Raw genomic sequence first — 16,076 nt, forward strand, 5'->3', positions numbered from 1 at the left:
ACTGCCTATTGCTTAAAGCAAATAAAAGCAAAAAAGAAATGAATTTAAATCAAATACAAAACGTTTATTTTATTGGTATCGGAGGTATCGGAATGAGTGCCCTGGCCCGCTATTTCAAATATATTGGGAAACAGGTTTCAGGTTACGACAAAACGCCGTCAATGCTTACCAGTGAATTAATTGAAAGCGGTATTGATATTCATTTTGAAGATAATATCGGTCTGATTCCGAAGGATTATTATGCCGAGAATACACTGGTAATTTTTACACCTGCTGTACCTGCCTCGCATTCAGAATGGCATTATTTTATTGAGAGAAATTACGAAATTAAAAAACGTGCCGAGGTTTTAGGAATTATAACCAAGGACACTTTTAGTTTTGCAGTTGCCGGAACACATGGTAAAACCACAACATCGAGTATTTTAGGTCATATTTTATATGAAAGCGGTGCTGATGTAACGGCTTTTGTGGGCGGGATTGTAGAAAATTACAATTCTAATTTAATTGGAACCGGAAAAACAGTTACTGTTGTAGAAGCGGATGAATTTGACCGTTCGTTCCTCCATCTGCATCCGGATATTGCCTGTGTAACGTCAATGGATGCTGATCATTTGGATATTTATGGGACGAGTGATGCTATTGAGGCCTCTTTTGTGGAATTTGCCTCGAAAGTAGAAGATAAAAGCAAATTGTTTATCACCAAAGAACTGCCTCTTGATGGTGTTCAGTGTGCTATAAATGAAGATGCAGTATATAAAGCATACAATGTGCGAATTGAGAATGGAAGTTATGTTTTTGACGTGCAGACACCGTCAGAAATTATGAAAGACCTTCGTTTCGGACTGCCTGGAAAACACAATCTGATGAATGGATTAATGGCTATTGCGATGGCAAAAACGTATGGCACCCCAACCGCTGCTATTGCAAAAGCCATTGCTTCATTTAACGGAATCAGAAGACGTTTTTCGTATCAGATTAAATCTGAAAATTTAGTGTATATCGATGATTATGCGCATCATCCAACAGAAATAAACGCTGTGCATCAGGCTGTTAGGGAGCTGTATCCGGGGCGTAAAGTTCTGGCTGTCTTCCAGCCGCATTTGTTCAGCAGAACAAGGGATTTTGCCGATGGGTTTGCTGAAAGCCTGTCGCAGTTTGATGATGTATTTTTAATGGATATTTATCCGGCACGTGAATTACCGATGGAAGGAATCACATCAGAATGGCTGCTGGGTAAAATGACCAATCCGAACAAAAAGATTGTTGCAAAAGAAAATTTATTAGCGGAAATCAAAGCCAGTGATGCGCCGGTAATTGTAACAATTGGAGCTGGTGATATTGGTGAAATGGTACCGTCAATTAAAAAAATGCTAAATGAAAATATTTAACTGGACCAATATTCGATTAGTGCTTATTTTGGGTCTTGTGCTCTTTTTATATTCGTTTGCGCAGCACCGAAACGGAGACCGAAAACTGAAAAAATCGATGGTTGTTTTTGTAGGAGAAAATACGCTTTTCGTAAAGCCGGAAACGGTTAATAAATTGTTGATAGAAAATAAAAGAGACGCTTCCAGTATTAGAAAAGATGAAGTAGATTTGAATAAGATAGAGAAAACCCTCAATACACAAGACATGATCGAAAGCTCTGATGTTTTTGTAAGTATCGACGGCGTTCTGAAAGCGGTAGTAAAACAGAAGACACCAGTAGCAAGAGTCTATGATGGTGGTCGCTCTTTTTATATTGACTATGAGGGAAATAAAATGCCCTTATCTGATAATTTCACCGCAAGAGTTCCTCTTGTTTCAGGGGCAATAAATGAAAAAAATAACGAAGATTTAGCTGCTTTATTTCGCACAATTTACGACGATGCGTTTTTGAAAAAAAACATCATTGCAATCGAAATTATGCCTAATGGCAGCCTAAAAATGTTTAACCGAAACTATGATTACTTCATAGATTTTGGTCGTACAATGAATGTTGATAAAAAATTTAGAAACTATAAAGCCTTTTTTCAAAAGGCTGTTTTGGATAGTTCGTTATACAAATACAATAAAATTGACCTTAGGTTTACGGAACAAGTAGTTTGCACAAAATAATAGAAAATGGAAAAAGATAACATTGCAGTAGGTCTAGATATTGGAACGACAAAGATAGTTGCCATGATAGGCAAGAAAAATGAGTATGGGAAACTGGAAATTCTGGGTATTGGAAAATCCAAAAGCCTGGGAGTGGCGAGAGGTGTTGTTAACAACATTACGCAGACTATTCAGTCTATCCAGCAGGCAATACTTGAGGCAGAAAATAATTCAGGTTACAAAATAAAAGATGTGGTGGTAGGTATTGCCGGACAGCACATCAGAAGTATTCAGCATACGGATTACATCAGCCGTAACAATCCGGAGGAAGTAATTGGCGAAAAAGACATTCAGCTTTTAATCGACCAGGTAAATAAACTGGCCATGTTACCGGGAGAAGAAATCATTCACGTTTTACCACAGGAATTTAAAATCGACGGACAGTCTGAAATTAAAGAACCTATCGGAATGTACGGCGGAAGATTAGAATCCAGTTTTCACGTAGTAGTAGGGCAGGCTTCTTCTATCAGAAACGTGGGAAGATGTATTCAGAGTTCCGGAATCGAATTATCAGGATTAACCCTGGAGCCATTAGCTTCTGCTGATGCCGTTTTGAGTCAGGAAGAAAAAGAAGCGGGAGTGGCCCTTATCGATATTGGCGGCGGAACTACCGATCTGGCCATTTTTAAAGACGGTATTATCCGTCATACCGCTGTAATCCCTTTTGGAGGAAATGTAATTACGGATGATATCAAAGAAGGCTGTTCGATTATCGAAAAACAAGCCGAACTTTTAAAAATTAAATTCGGTTCAGCCTGGCCGGGCGAAAATAAAGACAACGAGATTGTTTCTATTCCGGGATTAAGAGGCAGAGAACCCAAAGAGATTTCATTAAAAAACCTTTCCAAAATCATCCATGCGCGAGTAGTGGAAATTGTAGAACAGGTTTTTGCCGAGATCAAAGCTTACGGACACGAAGATCCGCGTAAAAAGTTAATTGCAGGAATTGTTCTTACCGGTGGTGGTGCACAACTGAAACATATTAAACAGTTAGTAGAATACATTACAGGTATGGATACCAGAATTGGATATCCGAATGAGCATTTAGCAGGAAACTCAAGCGAAGAAATTTCAAGTCCGTTATTTGCAACGGCAGTAGGTCTAGTAATGAACAGCATCGAAAACAGTACACAGAGTGCTGTCAGAATAGAAGTTGTAAATGAACAGCCAAAAGTAGTGTACCGAAATATCGAACCGCCTGTACAGCAGCGATACGAAGTTGAGGAAAACTACGTTGAAAAAGTAGAAACAATCGAACAGCCAAGAGAAGTGAAAACAGTAAAGGCCGGAGCAGAATCTACAGAAACAAAAATCAGAAGATCATTTTTTGACAGATATGTCGATAAAATCAAGGATTTTTTAGACAACGCAGAATAATAAAAGAGAAGGATTACTTTCTGGCCCCAAGTCAAGAAGTAAAAAATGTACTAAATAAGAATTTCAAAAACCAAAAAGATGATGAGCAACTCAGAATTTGGAAGTATTTCATTTGATTTACCAAAAAACCAGTCAAATGTAATCAAAGTAATAGGTGTCGGCGGCGGCGGTAGCAATGCTATCAACCACATGTTTAAACAAGGTATTAAAGGGGTTGATTTTATAGTTTGTAATACCGATTCACAGGCACTGCAAAACAGTTCAGTACCTAACAAAATTCAGTTAGGAGTAAATTTAACAGAAGGTCTTGGAGCAGGTGCAAATCCTGATGTAGGACAGCAATCGGCTATTGAGAGTATCGCTGACATCGAAAAAATGTTAGACCGCGGGACCAAAATGGTATTCATTACCGCTGGTATGGGGGGAGGAACCGGTACCGGGGCAGCTCCTGTTATCGCTCAGTTAGCCAAAGAAAGAGAAATCCTTACCGTAGGTATCGTGACTATTCCGTTTCAGTTTGAAGGGAAAGTACGTCAGGAACAGGCGTTATTAGGAATCGAAAAATTACGTAAACAGGTTGACTCTTTAATTGTAATCAACAATAATAAATTAAGAGAAGTTTACGGAAATTTAGGTTTCAAAGCCGGATTCTCTAAAGCCGATGAAGTTTTGGCAACAGCCTCAAGAGGTATTGCCGAAGTAATTACGCACCACTATACCCAGAATATCGATTTACGTGATGCCAAAACCGTTTTGGCAAACAGCGGAACGGCTATTATGGGATCTGCTGTGGCGCAGGGAGAAAACAGAGCCAAAGATGCTATCGTATCAGCATTGGATTCCCCATTATTAAATGATAACAAAATTACAGGTGCCAAAAACGTATTGTTGCTTATCGTTTCTGGATCTGACGAGATAACGCTTGACGAAATCGGGGAAATCAACGATCATATTCAGGCAGAAGCAGGTTATAATGCCAATATTATCATGGGGGTTGGAGAAGACGAAAGCCTTGGTGATGCTATTGCGGTAACTATTATTGCTACCGGTTTTGATGTAGAACAGCAAAACGAAATTGTAAATACAGAGCCTAAAAAAATCATTCACACGTTAGAAGATGAACAGAGAAGTGTTCATAATTTAACCAGCAGACCGCTTACTTCTTTTGATGTAAATGCAGAAACACCTGCAGCAAAATCAGAAGAAAAGATCGTGTTTGATTTAATGGAAGACGATATGGTTGCTCCCGTACAGACTCCAGCGGCTCCAACAACGCCTACCATCAATCAGGAAGAACTGGTTGTAATGTCTGAGTTTATTAAAAATCTGGATGTCACTTTTGAAATTGTTTCACCAATTACCGATATTGACTTTAAAATTACAACTCCGGCAGCCGAAACGGTTCAGGAAATAAAACAACCGGTACAGCAGCGAACTTTTGAAAGAGAAGAACAACAAACTACTTTTTCATTCGATTTGCCGCTTTTCAAATCGGAGCCGGAAATAAAAAGAGAGCCTGCAGCAGAACAGGACAATAAAATTGTATTCGAATTGTCGAATGATACCCGTAATATTAAAGTAAATGATCCGGTTTCATTTGTACCGGTAACAGAACTTTCAGATAACGGAATCATTAAATATTCGTTAGAAGAATATATGGAGGTCGAAAACGACTTACTGGCTTCTAAACCGGTTGAAAAAGTGGCAGAAGAAACTGTTCCTGAAGAATTGAATATTACTTTAAAATCAAGAGCTGACTTTAGCCAGCCTGATTTTACCACAACGTCTGAAGTTTCTCCAATGGAATTAACAATTGAGGAAACACTTCGTTTAAGAGCTGAAGAAAGAAGAAAGAAACTAAAAGAATTTAATTATAAATTCCATAATAATGTTTCCAGAATCGATGAACTTGAAAAAGAACCGGCTTACAAAAGATTAGGAATTGATTTGTCTAATTCACAGTCAAACAACACTAATTCAAGGATTTCGGTGGGAACAGACAGTAATAATGATTTACAGCTTCGTTCCAATAATTCCTTTTTGCACGACAACGTAGATTAATTTTTCAATCTTAATATAAGGGTAACCCGAAAATTGGATTTAATTTTCGGGTTATTTTTTTTATCTTCGCACAGAATTTAGAAATTTGACTTCTTTATTTGACTTTTAAAGTTAAATTTGCTGTCAGTTCAGGCGGAGTAGAAATACTTTCAACAGATATTCATTGATAAGCACAGCTTATTTAAATACAAATAAAAATGAGTTTACAAGCAAAGATCATGGACGAAATCAAAACGGCCATGAAAGCAAAAGATACCGTAGCTTTAGAAGCCTTAAGAGCAGTTAAATCAGAATTGTTACTGGCAGCTACCTCTTCAGGATCAAAAGAAGACCTGAAAGAAGATGATGAAATAAAATTATTACAGAGACTGGTTAAAACCCGTAAAGAAAGCGCCAGAATCTTTACAGAGCAAAACCGTCCCGATTTAGCTGAACCTGAATTGGCTCAGGTAGCTGTAATTGAGAAATTTTTACCAGCTCAGTTAAGTGAAGAAGAGGTAGAAGCCGTAATAGCGAAAATCATCGCTGAAACAGGTGCTTCCGGAATCGCTTCAATGGGTAAAGTAATGGGATTAGCATCGGCACAATTGGGCGGAACTGCTGAAGGAAAAACCATTTCTACAATTGTAAAAAGATTACTTTCGTAATAAATTCCAATAATAGGAAATTCCAATATAGGAAATTCCAAATTCCAAATTGGAAAGCTCAATTTAAAAAATTGAATTTTAAATATTTTTGACCGCGTAGTTCAACTGGATAGAATATCAGATTTCGGCTCTGAGGGTTGGGGGTTCGAACCCCTCCGCGGTCACTATAAAAAAAATTAAAGCCTGCAAAGAGTATATTTTGCAGGCTTTTTTGGTTCGAATCCAATCAAGGATTCTTTTTTTGCATCAATTATTTAGTATCATTCCTAAATTCGTCGCCAGTTTTTTTCAAATTCAAAATCATGAATAACTTTGTAATAGCTGCTATGTTGTGTAGTTACGCGATTTTTTCTTTTAATATCGTGTCAAAATCCGTTCCCAATTTATCAATCAATCCATTTGAAAAATGGCAAAAATAAAGTTCACCATTTTTATCATTTTCTTTTACGGCAATTATTCCATCGTCAAATTCGGCTAAATGAAAATAATTTCCATCATCTAATCCGGTTCTCTGTATTTCAGAAATTCCTGAAATTCGAAATTCCAGAAATTCCAAGCCCTCGGTTTGCTCAATGATTTGTATGTAACCATTTGGGAGTACCGAATCAATTTTTAGTTTAAATATCTCAATTTGCTGTGGAATTAACGGATTATAGGCGGTTTTAATTGGTTTCACTTTTGCAATCTCTCCAATCACGCCTTCAAAATTTGGAATTGTCCTGAATTCTGTTTTTTCGATACTAATTACAACTTTCTCATTTGGATCATTGTTAATCTTTTTACTAATTACTTCAATATTGTCTGTTTTTTGAATTCGGCTGGGATTAGGTCTTATTTTCCATCCCCAAATCCTACCGTCATAACTATCAAATTCAATACTGTATTTTTCTTCGTTTACTTTAAATCTAATCGTTGCGATTTTACTATCATCTTGTCTTGAGTATTTTAAGTCAGACGGCATTTTTTTATCTCCATATAGTTCTATTGACATACTCTTCTCCCAGTACTGCCTCCATTTACGTTTATTTTCGAAGTATTCAATTTGCTTCTTAATTTTGTCAGCTGAATCAGGATCAAACATAGATGTAAAAATATCCAAAAGTTTTTTTTCAAGTTTCGTATAACCTTTTTTATTGAATTTTGGTCTGCGGATTTGAATTAAAATAAATGCTAATCCAAAATATAAAATTATTAATCCTGCAATTATACTTAATAGTATTATGAGTATTTCCATTGTTGAGTGTTTCGGTTATTTACTGTGTACTCCCAGTACTACAGAGGGTTTGAACTAGATTAAGCCAATTCTTCTGATTTCGTAAATCTCGCTGTACGCAATCGCTTTTCTTTTTTGTTGTCTATTTGTTAAGTAGTTTTTATTGTTCTGATGTCAAAATTAAATAGTTATATACTAAAAAGTTACATGATGTATCACTTTAATTATTTTCCATTCCCCGATGTTTTTTTTCTGATAAATGGCGATCATTTCGTCATGACAATAATTTTGATGACAGCTGATATTGGATCTGAGCAAGCAAATTTGTTTGTTTTTTGAAAATATTGGGATGGACAATTCTAAAAATGGTGCTGCAGGGTCGGTCAAAGTATCTGGATTTATAAATGGAAATTTATAAGTTTTTGAGTCCCATTTTTTTGTATTATTCCAGTATTTTATTTGCTGATTCATGGTTATAATATCAGCCTTTGTCAACAATTTGTCAATCTTGTATAATTTAATTGTCTGATTACTTAACACGGCAACTGGCACTACCTTATGAGAAATTGATTCAATAGGAAGATTCGCCTGAGCGGCATTGTTTTCAGTAGATTGCTTTGGGTTCAGTTTCCAATGTAAAAACTCATTAATTGCTGCTTCATTTCTTGTTTGTCCATAACCTGTCTTTATAAATAAGATTACCGCCAAACCAATAAATTTTATGGATTTAAATACTTTCATTTTAATTGAGATTTGTTTAGGTTACTACATAAAATTATGGCACCGTGGCCAGTAACGACTCTTTTTCCAGAAGTTTATTTATTTAAAACATCGGACATATCAACCCAAAATCGGGCAGACATGTCTGGTGAAAATTGGCATCTTACTTATTATCAAATATATAATAATAAGCTTAAAAATGATCGAAAGGGCTTTTAAGTGATTCTATACTTTTCGTACTAGATGGATAAGAATGCGATAGCTGAAAACTAGTTGAATTAACATAAATCAAATGATTATACATCTTTTAAAATCTTAAACCCTCCACGAAATGGTTCGAATTCTGTACCGCTAAGGTCACTATAAATTTTGAAAGCCTGAGAATTTAAATTCTCAGGCTTTTTGATTGCCCTGCAATTTTTAATTTTCTACAGCACTAGTGTAAGGAATTTCAAACGAGACCTGGTTTTCTTCTTTGTAAATGAACCTGATTTTATAGTTAAGATATTAATTTTATATTTGTTTAAAAGAGGTGTTTTAACAGCGGTAACGTAACTTCTATTATTAAATAAACTTGCTGCATTCTATTTAAATTGAATTATGAAATCTAAGCCCGATGGCTATAATTGCTCAGAATATTTAGAGGAGTATTACTCCCTGGGTCTTTTCAATGCGGTTGAATGTCAAATGCTGTATCCGCATGAGAATTTGCAAATTGATAAGGAAAAGAATTTTTTACGGATAGGCGAGTTTTATGACGACTCCGATTTGATAATAGGTTACAGAAAAGATGAAAATGGCATATGGGGACATTACAATAATCATTGGGATGGGGAATTTCAATTGGTATCCGGTTCGGTAAAAGAGCTTTGTGAAGGCTGGTACCAAAGAGATTCGGGATATTGGTGTGAAATGAATTCTGAAAGACAATGGAATGCAATTTCAGATTTTTTTAATAAAAACATTTCCATGTACAATTGGGAAGCCAATGAGATAAAAGCGTTTGTAGATTACTGTATAGAAACCAAGCAACTGAGTGAGTTTTATATTAAGGCTAATAAAACTGGTATTAGTATTACACAGACTAATGGCTTCTGCAGCAGATCCTCTACCAAGATGGTTTCAAACAGCTATGAATTGGATAAACAAACTTTCCAGTTATGTTTTAAAAAGGACTTTTTTGACTACAATCCCAGGATGAACGAATATAAAATTGAGGATGTTCGGGAAGCCGTTAAGGACATAAAGGAATGGATTAAAAACATCGAATTACAAAACGGGATATAGTAACTTTCTAAAAATAATCCATTGTAAAATTTAACTAGGAGGAAGACACCAATGATACAAAAACTAATAGGTATAGGCTTTTTAGCAGTAATCTTAAATCTTTTGGGCTGTTCAGGACAAACAAAAAAAGAAAACGACCAGCTGACCAATGAAGCAGAAAAAAGAAATGAGAAGTTAATAGAAATGTTCACACCTAAAAAGCTTCAGAATCCATTGACTGAACAGGTGATTGATACTATTTCGGATGAAAATTTAGTGGAAGTCATTTTTGATAATCTTTATAAAAAACAGCCGCTTCAGAATCAGGAACACTATGATTTTGTATTGTCATGGAACAAATCAAAGCAGGCTGTTTATATGATTTGCCTTTTAGAAGGAGAAGTAAATAATGGCGGCTATAATCAGTTTTACAACAACGCAAGCGGACAGTTTTACAAACATTTACCAAATGCTCTGGAACTAGTGGGGGCAAAGAAATTCGCCAACCTGACAAAACGGGCTAATGACACTTATGAAAAAGAGAATAAAAAAATAACACAATATCAGGACGGGACAATAGAGGGATTTAGTAAATCGTATGAAAACAATCCGTTAAACAAGTTTGATGATGAATTTTATGACTTGTATGAAAAGGAAAACCTGCAGCAATTACAAATTGTGTATATCAGAAAACATAAAAGAGAATTTGTGGATTAGCTATATTAAAAATATAAGTAGTATTCTCTTAATCGCCTGAATTTGTTAGGTAGAAAAATAGACAAAAAAGCCCGGAAATCTAAATCCCCGGGCCTTTTTCTATTCTCGAATAATCTTCAGATAAGCACTGTAAATATTGTCTTTAAGAGAGGTTCGCATATAATAAACGTTTTCGTCTTTCTCTTTTAAATCAAACTGAATTAAACCGGCATCGCAATAATAATAGAATAAATTATCATCAGCAGGGAATTCGATGTTGGAAACCGGCAGGGTAGTCAGTTTTAATTCAAATGCGGTTTCGCCATTGGTTAAGTCTAATTCAAAAAGTTTTGCTTTACGGGTATAGCCCCAAAGGTTTTCATTTTCTTTGACGATATATTCGATGTTGTCGTCTTTAAAATCCGTTTTCCATAACTGAGTTCCGGTTTTGGAATCAACAGCGTATACAGAGGTTGTATGGGTGCCCTGTGCTGCAAAATACAATTTTTTGTCACTACAGACGATACGTTCCTTGATGTTGTATTGGTTTTCGTCGAGTTTAAACTGCCATACCAAATCGAGTTTGTCCGGAGTTAAAGCAAAAAGCGTGTTTTTTTCGCTGGCCACAAATATATTTTCGCCGTCTGTTACCGGTTTTCCGGACAGGTTTTCTTCAAATGTTTTTTGGTTCAGGACTTTTCCGGTATTGGCATCGATGCTGTAAAAACTCGTGGCACTCGGAATAAAAATTTTGCCGTTAAAAAGAAGTGGAGTAATATCATTAGCCGGCGAATCCAGTTTACAGGTCCATATTAAACTACCGTCTTTTGTATTCAGGGCATACAGGTTACTGCCCTGGTTCTGGTTTTGGGCAGTTATATACAATTTCCCTTCATGAATAACCGGAGTCTGGTCTTTTAAAACGATCTGATCTGTGATATTGCCTAATCTGGATTTCCAGAAAAACTCACCCGTCATATTGTCTACGGCATAAATTTCACCGTTTATAAACGGAACATATACTACTCCGTTCTTCAGGGTTATTTTATTACCGCACATTTCAGTATGGGCATCTGAAGCTTTTACGGTCCAGCCAATTTGTTCCGACTCTAAATCGTATGAAAAAAGAGAGCCGTCGTAATCATAAATCAGAATAGAAGCTTCGTCTAAAGTACATTTTTTAACCGGTTTTAAGGCTTTATTAGTCACTATTTCAGCAGGAGATAACTTGCTGTTTGAAGAACTGGTTTTATCAGGATTTGATGCGGCGGGTACCTGCCCGGACATATTTACAGCAAAGCAGATAAATAAAAGGGCTGTTAGTTTTTTCTTCATTTTTAAAATTTTGGTTTTATATTTTGATTTCTTCTCGAAACTATTCCTTATAAAAGAACGAAAACTTTCATTTTTCTGATTGCTTTTGTCTGCTTTTGCCAGGGTTGTACTATCTGCCTTTTTTTGAAGCCAATAAGAAAACCATAGCCTGCTCAAATATAGTTAAAAATTATTTTTTGGGTTGAGTAGAAGTTATATGTTCTTTGAAGTAACGATTATCAATTTAGATAAGCAGGTCTATTTAGAAAAAGTTATTTAATTTCATTTAAAATGGTGTAAATTTACACCATATAAAAAAATCGTTATGGCACGACAAACTATTTCATTGGCCAGTCAAAATGATGAATGGTTAAAAGAACAGGTAAAAAATCAGGAATTTTCAAGTAAGAGCGAAGCGATCAATTATCTGATTAAACAAGCCCGTTCACAGGAGCAATATTATGAATTTGTCCGTAATAAGTTAGATCAGGGTGAGAAAAGCGGCTTTGAAAAAAAGCAGAGCAGAGCAGAAATGCTGGCAGAATTCAAGAAAGGATTGTGAGATGTATACTTATTTTTTGAGTAGTGAGGCCAAAGAAGATTTAAAGAGAATTTATTATTATGGCGCTGGCAGATTTGGAATAGATCAGGCGGATAAATATTATCATATAATATATGACTGTTTTGAAAGGATAGAAAAAAATCCATTTTTATTTCCATCAGCGGATTATATAAAATCGGGATATCGGTATTGCGTATGTGGTGTGGATACGATTTATTATCGTGTAATGAATGATAACAGAATTGAAATAATTTCAATAATTGGCCGACAGAATTTTAATGAAGACTTATCGTAAAGTAACCATCATCCTTACAGAATGAGGGCTTTTTTTATTTCTGCGATCGTTTTTTTCTGGCGTTTTTGATCAGTACAAAAACAGAAAACACAAAGACAATAAGATAAACAGCCGAGAGTGCCGGTTTTTCAAATTCCAGGGTTTTAAAATCAAATTGTTTCCACAAAGCAGCACCTACAATGACAGCTACTATGCTTAGAGTAAATACAGGAACATTATTGTTTTTGTTTTCCATAACTTTTAGTATTGATCAGCAGGTTATTTATTGTAAAAACGAGCTGTATTAAACTGTTTTTCTTTTAGCGAATATAGAATTATAATAAAGAAGTCTATGCTGTTATATGAAAAATATTTCCCATAGATAGCTCGTGAATTCGGGTCAGTTATCTTCTACTTTGTATATTTATCAAAAACTTTAAGAGCCTGAGTTTTTAAATCATCATATTTAAAGTCATCATTAAATCCTATTCCGGGATTGTAATGCGTACTTCCTTTGCTGGCACAAAGTAAATATTTTGGCCCGCCTAATTCAATAGAAATCGGAGAGAATTCTGTTTGAACCCTTAAAGCAAGTTTATCATTATTATCAAAAAAGTAAAAGAGATGTTTATTGTAAATATTTCCTTTATTTTGGTTTTCATAGCGTTCAAATACCTGTACCAGATAACCATTCCATTTAAACTGGTCAAAACAGAACATGTCTTTTAAGTTGTCTTTTAGTTCTCCTTTTGCATAGGCTTCATACAATTTGTCTTTAAAAGGTTTTGCTTTTTCATATTCTTTTCTGTGATAACATATCTGAATAAGTTTGGCATAAGAATGATAATCTGAAGGGTTCAGCTGAATAAGTTCAATAAATACCGGTTCGGCTTTGTCGTAATTTTCTTTTAGAGATTCCAGCAGGCCAATATTAAATAAATTGTTTGTATAGGAAACGGACCCAATGGCTATTTTGGATTTGGCCTTATAGTAGGCTTCAAGTGCTTTATCAGTATCTTTCTGGTCAGAATAAATTTGGGCAATCATCAAATAAGGTCTGTCGGGACATTTAGTCTGTTCCGTTGCTTTTTTATAATTTTCAAGAGACAAAGCGTAGTTTTTAGTCTGATAATACGAATCTCCAAGACCGCTGTAGAATTCACCATCATCTGCTTTCAGGCTGATTGCTTTTTGAAAACAGGATATTGCCTCATCATACTTTCCCATATAATTTAAGGTTGAAGCTTTTATATAAAATGCAGCAGGATCTTTATCGTCTTTATGTAGAGACAAATCCATGAATTTGATACAGTTGGCATCGTCTTCTTTCATATAATAGGCAATTCCAATATAATACAGGGATTTTGCCGAATAGTCTTTATATGCCGAAGTGTACTGATCAATTATAGTATTATATTGCTCCGTGTCGGATAAAGTTTTTAATTCATCTGTGATTTTGTCCTGAGCAAAAAGAGTTATACTAAAGATGGTTAAAATAAAGGAGGTTAGTTTTTTGTTCATTGGTTTATAAAAAATAGTCAGATTCCTGTATGGATTTAATTAAAAAGATCATCTAATGGTTTCCCCGGCGCTGCCCGTTTGGACTTCTCCCGCACGTTTATAAGTGGCGAGAATTACCCCGGTTGTAGTCATTGTATTTTCGGTTAATGTAAATCCCGACGGATGCGCTGCATCATCAAATAGTTTTTTCCCTTTGCCCAGCAGCACAGGATGGATTTTTAAACGGAGTTCATCAACTAAGTCATGCTTTAGCAGTAAATGAACCAGTTCGCTGCTGCCCCAAACCTGAATGTCCCGTCCTTCGGAATTTTTAAGTTCTTTGATCTCTGCGAGACTTTCGATAAAAACAGAGTTTTTCCAGTCAGATTTTTTTCGGGAAGCCGAAAGGATATATTTGCGCCCTTCGTTAATTCCCGGCCAGAATTGGGCATTTTTAGGCCAGTACTCTTCCCAGATTTCAAAAGTTTTCCGGCCTAAGAGATAATCTGCAGGCCGGAGTTCGTTCTCTACGGCCTTACTGTAAACAGCATCGCCAAAAGGAGCCGTCCAGCCGCCATATTTAAATCCGCCAGACGGATCTTCTTCCGGTCCGCCGGGAGCCTGCATGACACCATCTAATGAAATCATCGATAAAACAATTATTTTTCTCATAATAAGAATGTTTTGACGGAATATAAATGTACTAAACAAACGCAATATATTGAAAAACGGTATGTTGAAATCTGAATCTTTTTTGAATAAAAAAAATCACAGCTGTTTTTCGGCATACTGACTGGCTATTCTGCCCGAAATTAAACCCGCCACAGTACCAAGTCCCGGCCAGGTATTGTCTCCTGCGAGCCAGAAATTTTTAACTCCAATATCCTGCGGAACCGCCTTGAAATTAGTGTTTTGTAAGGTTTGTTTAAATCCGCCCACACTTCCCTTTATTCGGGAAGTAAATTTCTCGTAGGTCAGCGGTGTGCCTATTTCATAAACAACGGGATTGGATGCCAGATCCGGATATACTTTTCTGGCACATTGAATCAGGTATTGTCCGGTGTTTTCTTTTTTTAGCAGATATTCCTCTTCTGACAGGTTCTGCCATTCTGAAATTTCACAATGTGTGGAAAGCATTACAGATCTGAACCCGGAAGGTGCGGAGTTGATATCGTCTTTGGCGGAAACAGAAATAAACATATTATTTCCATTACCTAATTTGTTTTCATAACTAAGCAGGATCTGATGATGGGTTAACGACTGGCCGGAAACTTCGGCTTCAGGTACGCCCAGAAAAACCACAATGGCACTTCCATGGTATTTTTCGTTTTGGGTTATATACGGCTCTAATTTTATTTTTACTGACTCAGGACTCAGGTTATAAGTCAGGTCGACAGCTAAGGAGCTGATTATTTTTTTGGATTTAAAAATGCCTTTTGTCGATTGGGTAATCCAGATTCCATCAGCCTTGTTGAAGCCGGTTACTCTGTTTCCTTTTTTTATGGTTCCTCCAATTTGTATATAATGAGCAGCCAGATACTCCCAAAAACTTTTCATACCTCCCTCGGCACGCATTAAACCGGCACCCCGGATGGTGGTACCCAGAGCAGCATTAATAAACGGAGCTTCTTCAATACTGCTGTGAACCGTATCTTCAATTAACATCGACAATAGCCCAACAAGCGGTTTTTCGCTTTCCAGTTTAAATGCTTTAAGTACGTCCAGCATAGTGGCATTTAAATATCTTAACAAGTGGAGATCTTTAATTCCTATTGCTTTTACAGCTGTAATGACATCTTTTACGCTGCTTACAGGCAGTTTAGTGTTCTGTCGGCTGGCTCTCCAGAATACTTCGGTTACTTTGTCCATAAGTTTCCAGAATTGAATATGGTTTTGGGTGGAACCCAGTTTCTCCAGCCGTTCTTTCTGCCATTTTTCAGGATCCCGGTAAAGGGTTACTTTTCTGTCAGGAAGCCAGGCAATATAATCGATATATTCCCCTTTTGGGATTTCTAAATTAATTTCTTTAAAAAAACGCCCTCCAACACCTTCTTCCACAAAGTCTACAAGGGTAGTAGCGCCCACATCAAAAGAAAATCCCTTTTTCGAAAAGAACCCGGCGCAGCCTCCAAGCTGTCCGTGAGCTTCCAGAACAATGGTTTTAAGTCCTTTTTTCTGTAATCGTAAAGCAGTTGAGAATCCCGAAATTCCGCCCCCGAATATAACCGCATCGTATATTTCAATCATGTAGTTTTTAATAAACTGTTTATTGTTTTTTAATCAGGTTTCTTTGGTTGTTTAAAAGTAGAT

At 36.2% G+C, this 16,076-nt stretch carries 16 protein-coding genes and 1 tRNA gene; 10 read left to right on the top strand and 7 right to left on the bottom strand.

The features are described from left to right. Window positions 1-38 precede the first annotated feature (38 nt). The 6 genes from murC to ACODST_RS21355 all read left to right on the top strand — a co-directional run bounded on the left by murC (window position 39) and on the right by ACODST_RS21355 (window position 6,385). Complete coding sequence (murC, locus tag ACODST_RS21330; RefSeq protein WP_488934111.1) at window positions 39-1,388, top strand: UDP-N-acetylmuramate--L-alanine ligase; 1,350 nt, start codon at window positions 39-41, stop codon at window positions 1,386-1,388. Further along, window positions 1,375-2,097, top strand: a complete 723-nt coding sequence (locus ACODST_RS21335; protein ID WP_488934112.1) for a cell division protein FtsQ/DivIB — start codon at window positions 1,375-1,377, stop codon at window positions 2,095-2,097. Before murC ends, ACODST_RS21335 begins: the two co-directional genes overlap by 14 nt. A gap of 6 nt (window positions 2,098-2,103) precedes the next feature. Beyond that, the gene (gene ftsA, locus ACODST_RS21340) at window positions 2,104-3,513 is read left to right on the top strand and encodes a cell division protein FtsA (protein ID WP_488934113.1); all 1,410 of its coding nucleotides are present in this window, start codon (window positions 2,104-2,106) and stop codon (window positions 3,511-3,513) included. A 78-nt stretch (window positions 3,514-3,591) separates the two neighbouring features. Continuing rightward, a complete protein-coding gene (ftsZ, locus tag ACODST_RS21345) occupies window positions 3,592-5,574 on the top strand; it encodes a cell division protein FtsZ (RefSeq protein WP_488934114.1) in 1,983 nt (660 codons plus the stop codon). Window positions 5,575-5,771: 197 nt separating this feature from the next. Beyond that, window positions 5,772-6,221: a GatB/YqeY domain-containing protein gene (locus tag ACODST_RS21350; protein ID WP_488934115.1), complete on the top strand. Its 450-nt coding sequence runs from the start codon at window positions 5,772-5,774 to the stop codon at window positions 6,219-6,221. 90 nt (window positions 6,222-6,311) lie between these two features. Then, window positions 6,312-6,385: transfer RNA gene (locus tag ACODST_RS21355), tRNA-Arg, on the top strand. A 173-nt stretch (window positions 6,386-6,558) separates the two neighbouring features. Here the strand turns inward: ACODST_RS21355 and ACODST_RS21360 are convergent. Then, a complete protein-coding gene (locus tag ACODST_RS21360; protein ID WP_488934116.1) occupies window positions 6,559-7,455 on the bottom strand; it encodes a hypothetical protein in 897 nt (298 codons plus the stop codon). Window positions 7,456-7,629: 174 nt separating this feature from the next. Then, window positions 7,630-8,175 carry a hypothetical protein gene (locus ACODST_RS21365; protein WP_488934117.1) on the bottom strand — a complete coding sequence of 182 codons (546 nt, stop codon included), beginning with the start codon at window positions 8,173-8,175 and terminating at the stop codon, window positions 7,630-7,632. A 579-nt stretch (window positions 8,176-8,754) separates the two neighbouring features. Here ACODST_RS21365 and ACODST_RS21370 point away from each other — a divergent pair. Together ACODST_RS21370 and ACODST_RS21375 are read left to right on the top strand one after the other, a co-directional pair. Beyond that, on the top strand, window positions 8,755-9,441 hold the full coding sequence (locus ACODST_RS21370) for a hypothetical protein (protein WP_488934118.1): 687 nt from the start codon (window positions 8,755-8,757) through the stop codon (window positions 9,439-9,441). Window positions 9,442-9,492: 51 nt separating this feature from the next. Then, window positions 9,493-10,137, top strand: a complete 645-nt coding sequence (locus ACODST_RS21375; protein WP_488934119.1) for a DMP19 family protein — start codon at window positions 9,493-9,495, stop codon at window positions 10,135-10,137. Between the two features lie 99 nt (window positions 10,138-10,236). On the opposite strand, the gene ACODST_RS21380 is transcribed toward ACODST_RS21375, so the two are convergent. Then, window positions 10,237-11,451 carry an outer membrane protein assembly factor BamB family protein gene (locus ACODST_RS21380; protein WP_488934120.1) on the bottom strand — a complete coding sequence of 405 codons (1,215 nt, stop codon included), beginning with the start codon at window positions 11,449-11,451 and terminating at the stop codon, window positions 10,237-10,239. 304 nt (window positions 11,452-11,755) lie between these two features. On the opposite strand from ACODST_RS21380, the gene ACODST_RS21385 reads away from it, so the two are divergent. Further along, entirely contained in the window at window positions 11,756-11,992 is a 237-nt protein-coding gene (locus tag ACODST_RS21385; protein WP_488934121.1) for a ribbon-helix-helix domain-containing protein, read from the top strand. A 1-nt stretch (window position 11,993) separates the two neighbouring features. Next, window positions 11,994-12,287 carry a type II toxin-antitoxin system RelE/ParE family toxin gene (locus tag ACODST_RS21390; RefSeq protein WP_488934122.1) on the top strand — a complete coding sequence of 98 codons (294 nt, stop codon included), beginning with the start codon at window positions 11,994-11,996 and terminating at the stop codon, window positions 12,285-12,287. A 34-nt stretch (window positions 12,288-12,321) separates the two neighbouring features. Here the strand turns inward: ACODST_RS21390 and ACODST_RS21395 are convergent, their stop codons facing one another. From ACODST_RS21395 to ACODST_RS21410, 4 genes are all read right to left on the bottom strand, one after another. Continuing rightward, window positions 12,322-12,522, bottom strand: coding sequence for a hypothetical protein (locus tag ACODST_RS21395; RefSeq protein ID WP_488934123.1), 201 nt, complete (start codon window positions 12,520-12,522; stop codon window positions 12,322-12,324). Between the two features lie 155 nt (window positions 12,523-12,677). Further along, window positions 12,678-13,787, bottom strand: a complete 1,110-nt coding sequence (locus ACODST_RS21400) for a tetratricopeptide repeat protein (RefSeq protein WP_488934124.1) — start codon at window positions 13,785-13,787, stop codon at window positions 12,678-12,680. A 48-nt stretch (window positions 13,788-13,835) separates the two neighbouring features. Beyond that, entirely contained in the window at window positions 13,836-14,438 is a 603-nt protein-coding gene (locus ACODST_RS21405) for a dihydrofolate reductase family protein (protein WP_488934125.1), read from the bottom strand. A 96-nt stretch (window positions 14,439-14,534) separates the two neighbouring features. Then, window positions 14,535-16,013, bottom strand: coding sequence for a phytoene desaturase family protein (locus ACODST_RS21410; protein ID WP_488934126.1), 1,479 nt, complete (start codon window positions 16,011-16,013; stop codon window positions 14,535-14,537). Window positions 16,014-16,076: the final 63 nt, after the last annotated feature.

Source organism: Flavobacterium sp. FG19 (genome assembly GCF_057809475.1).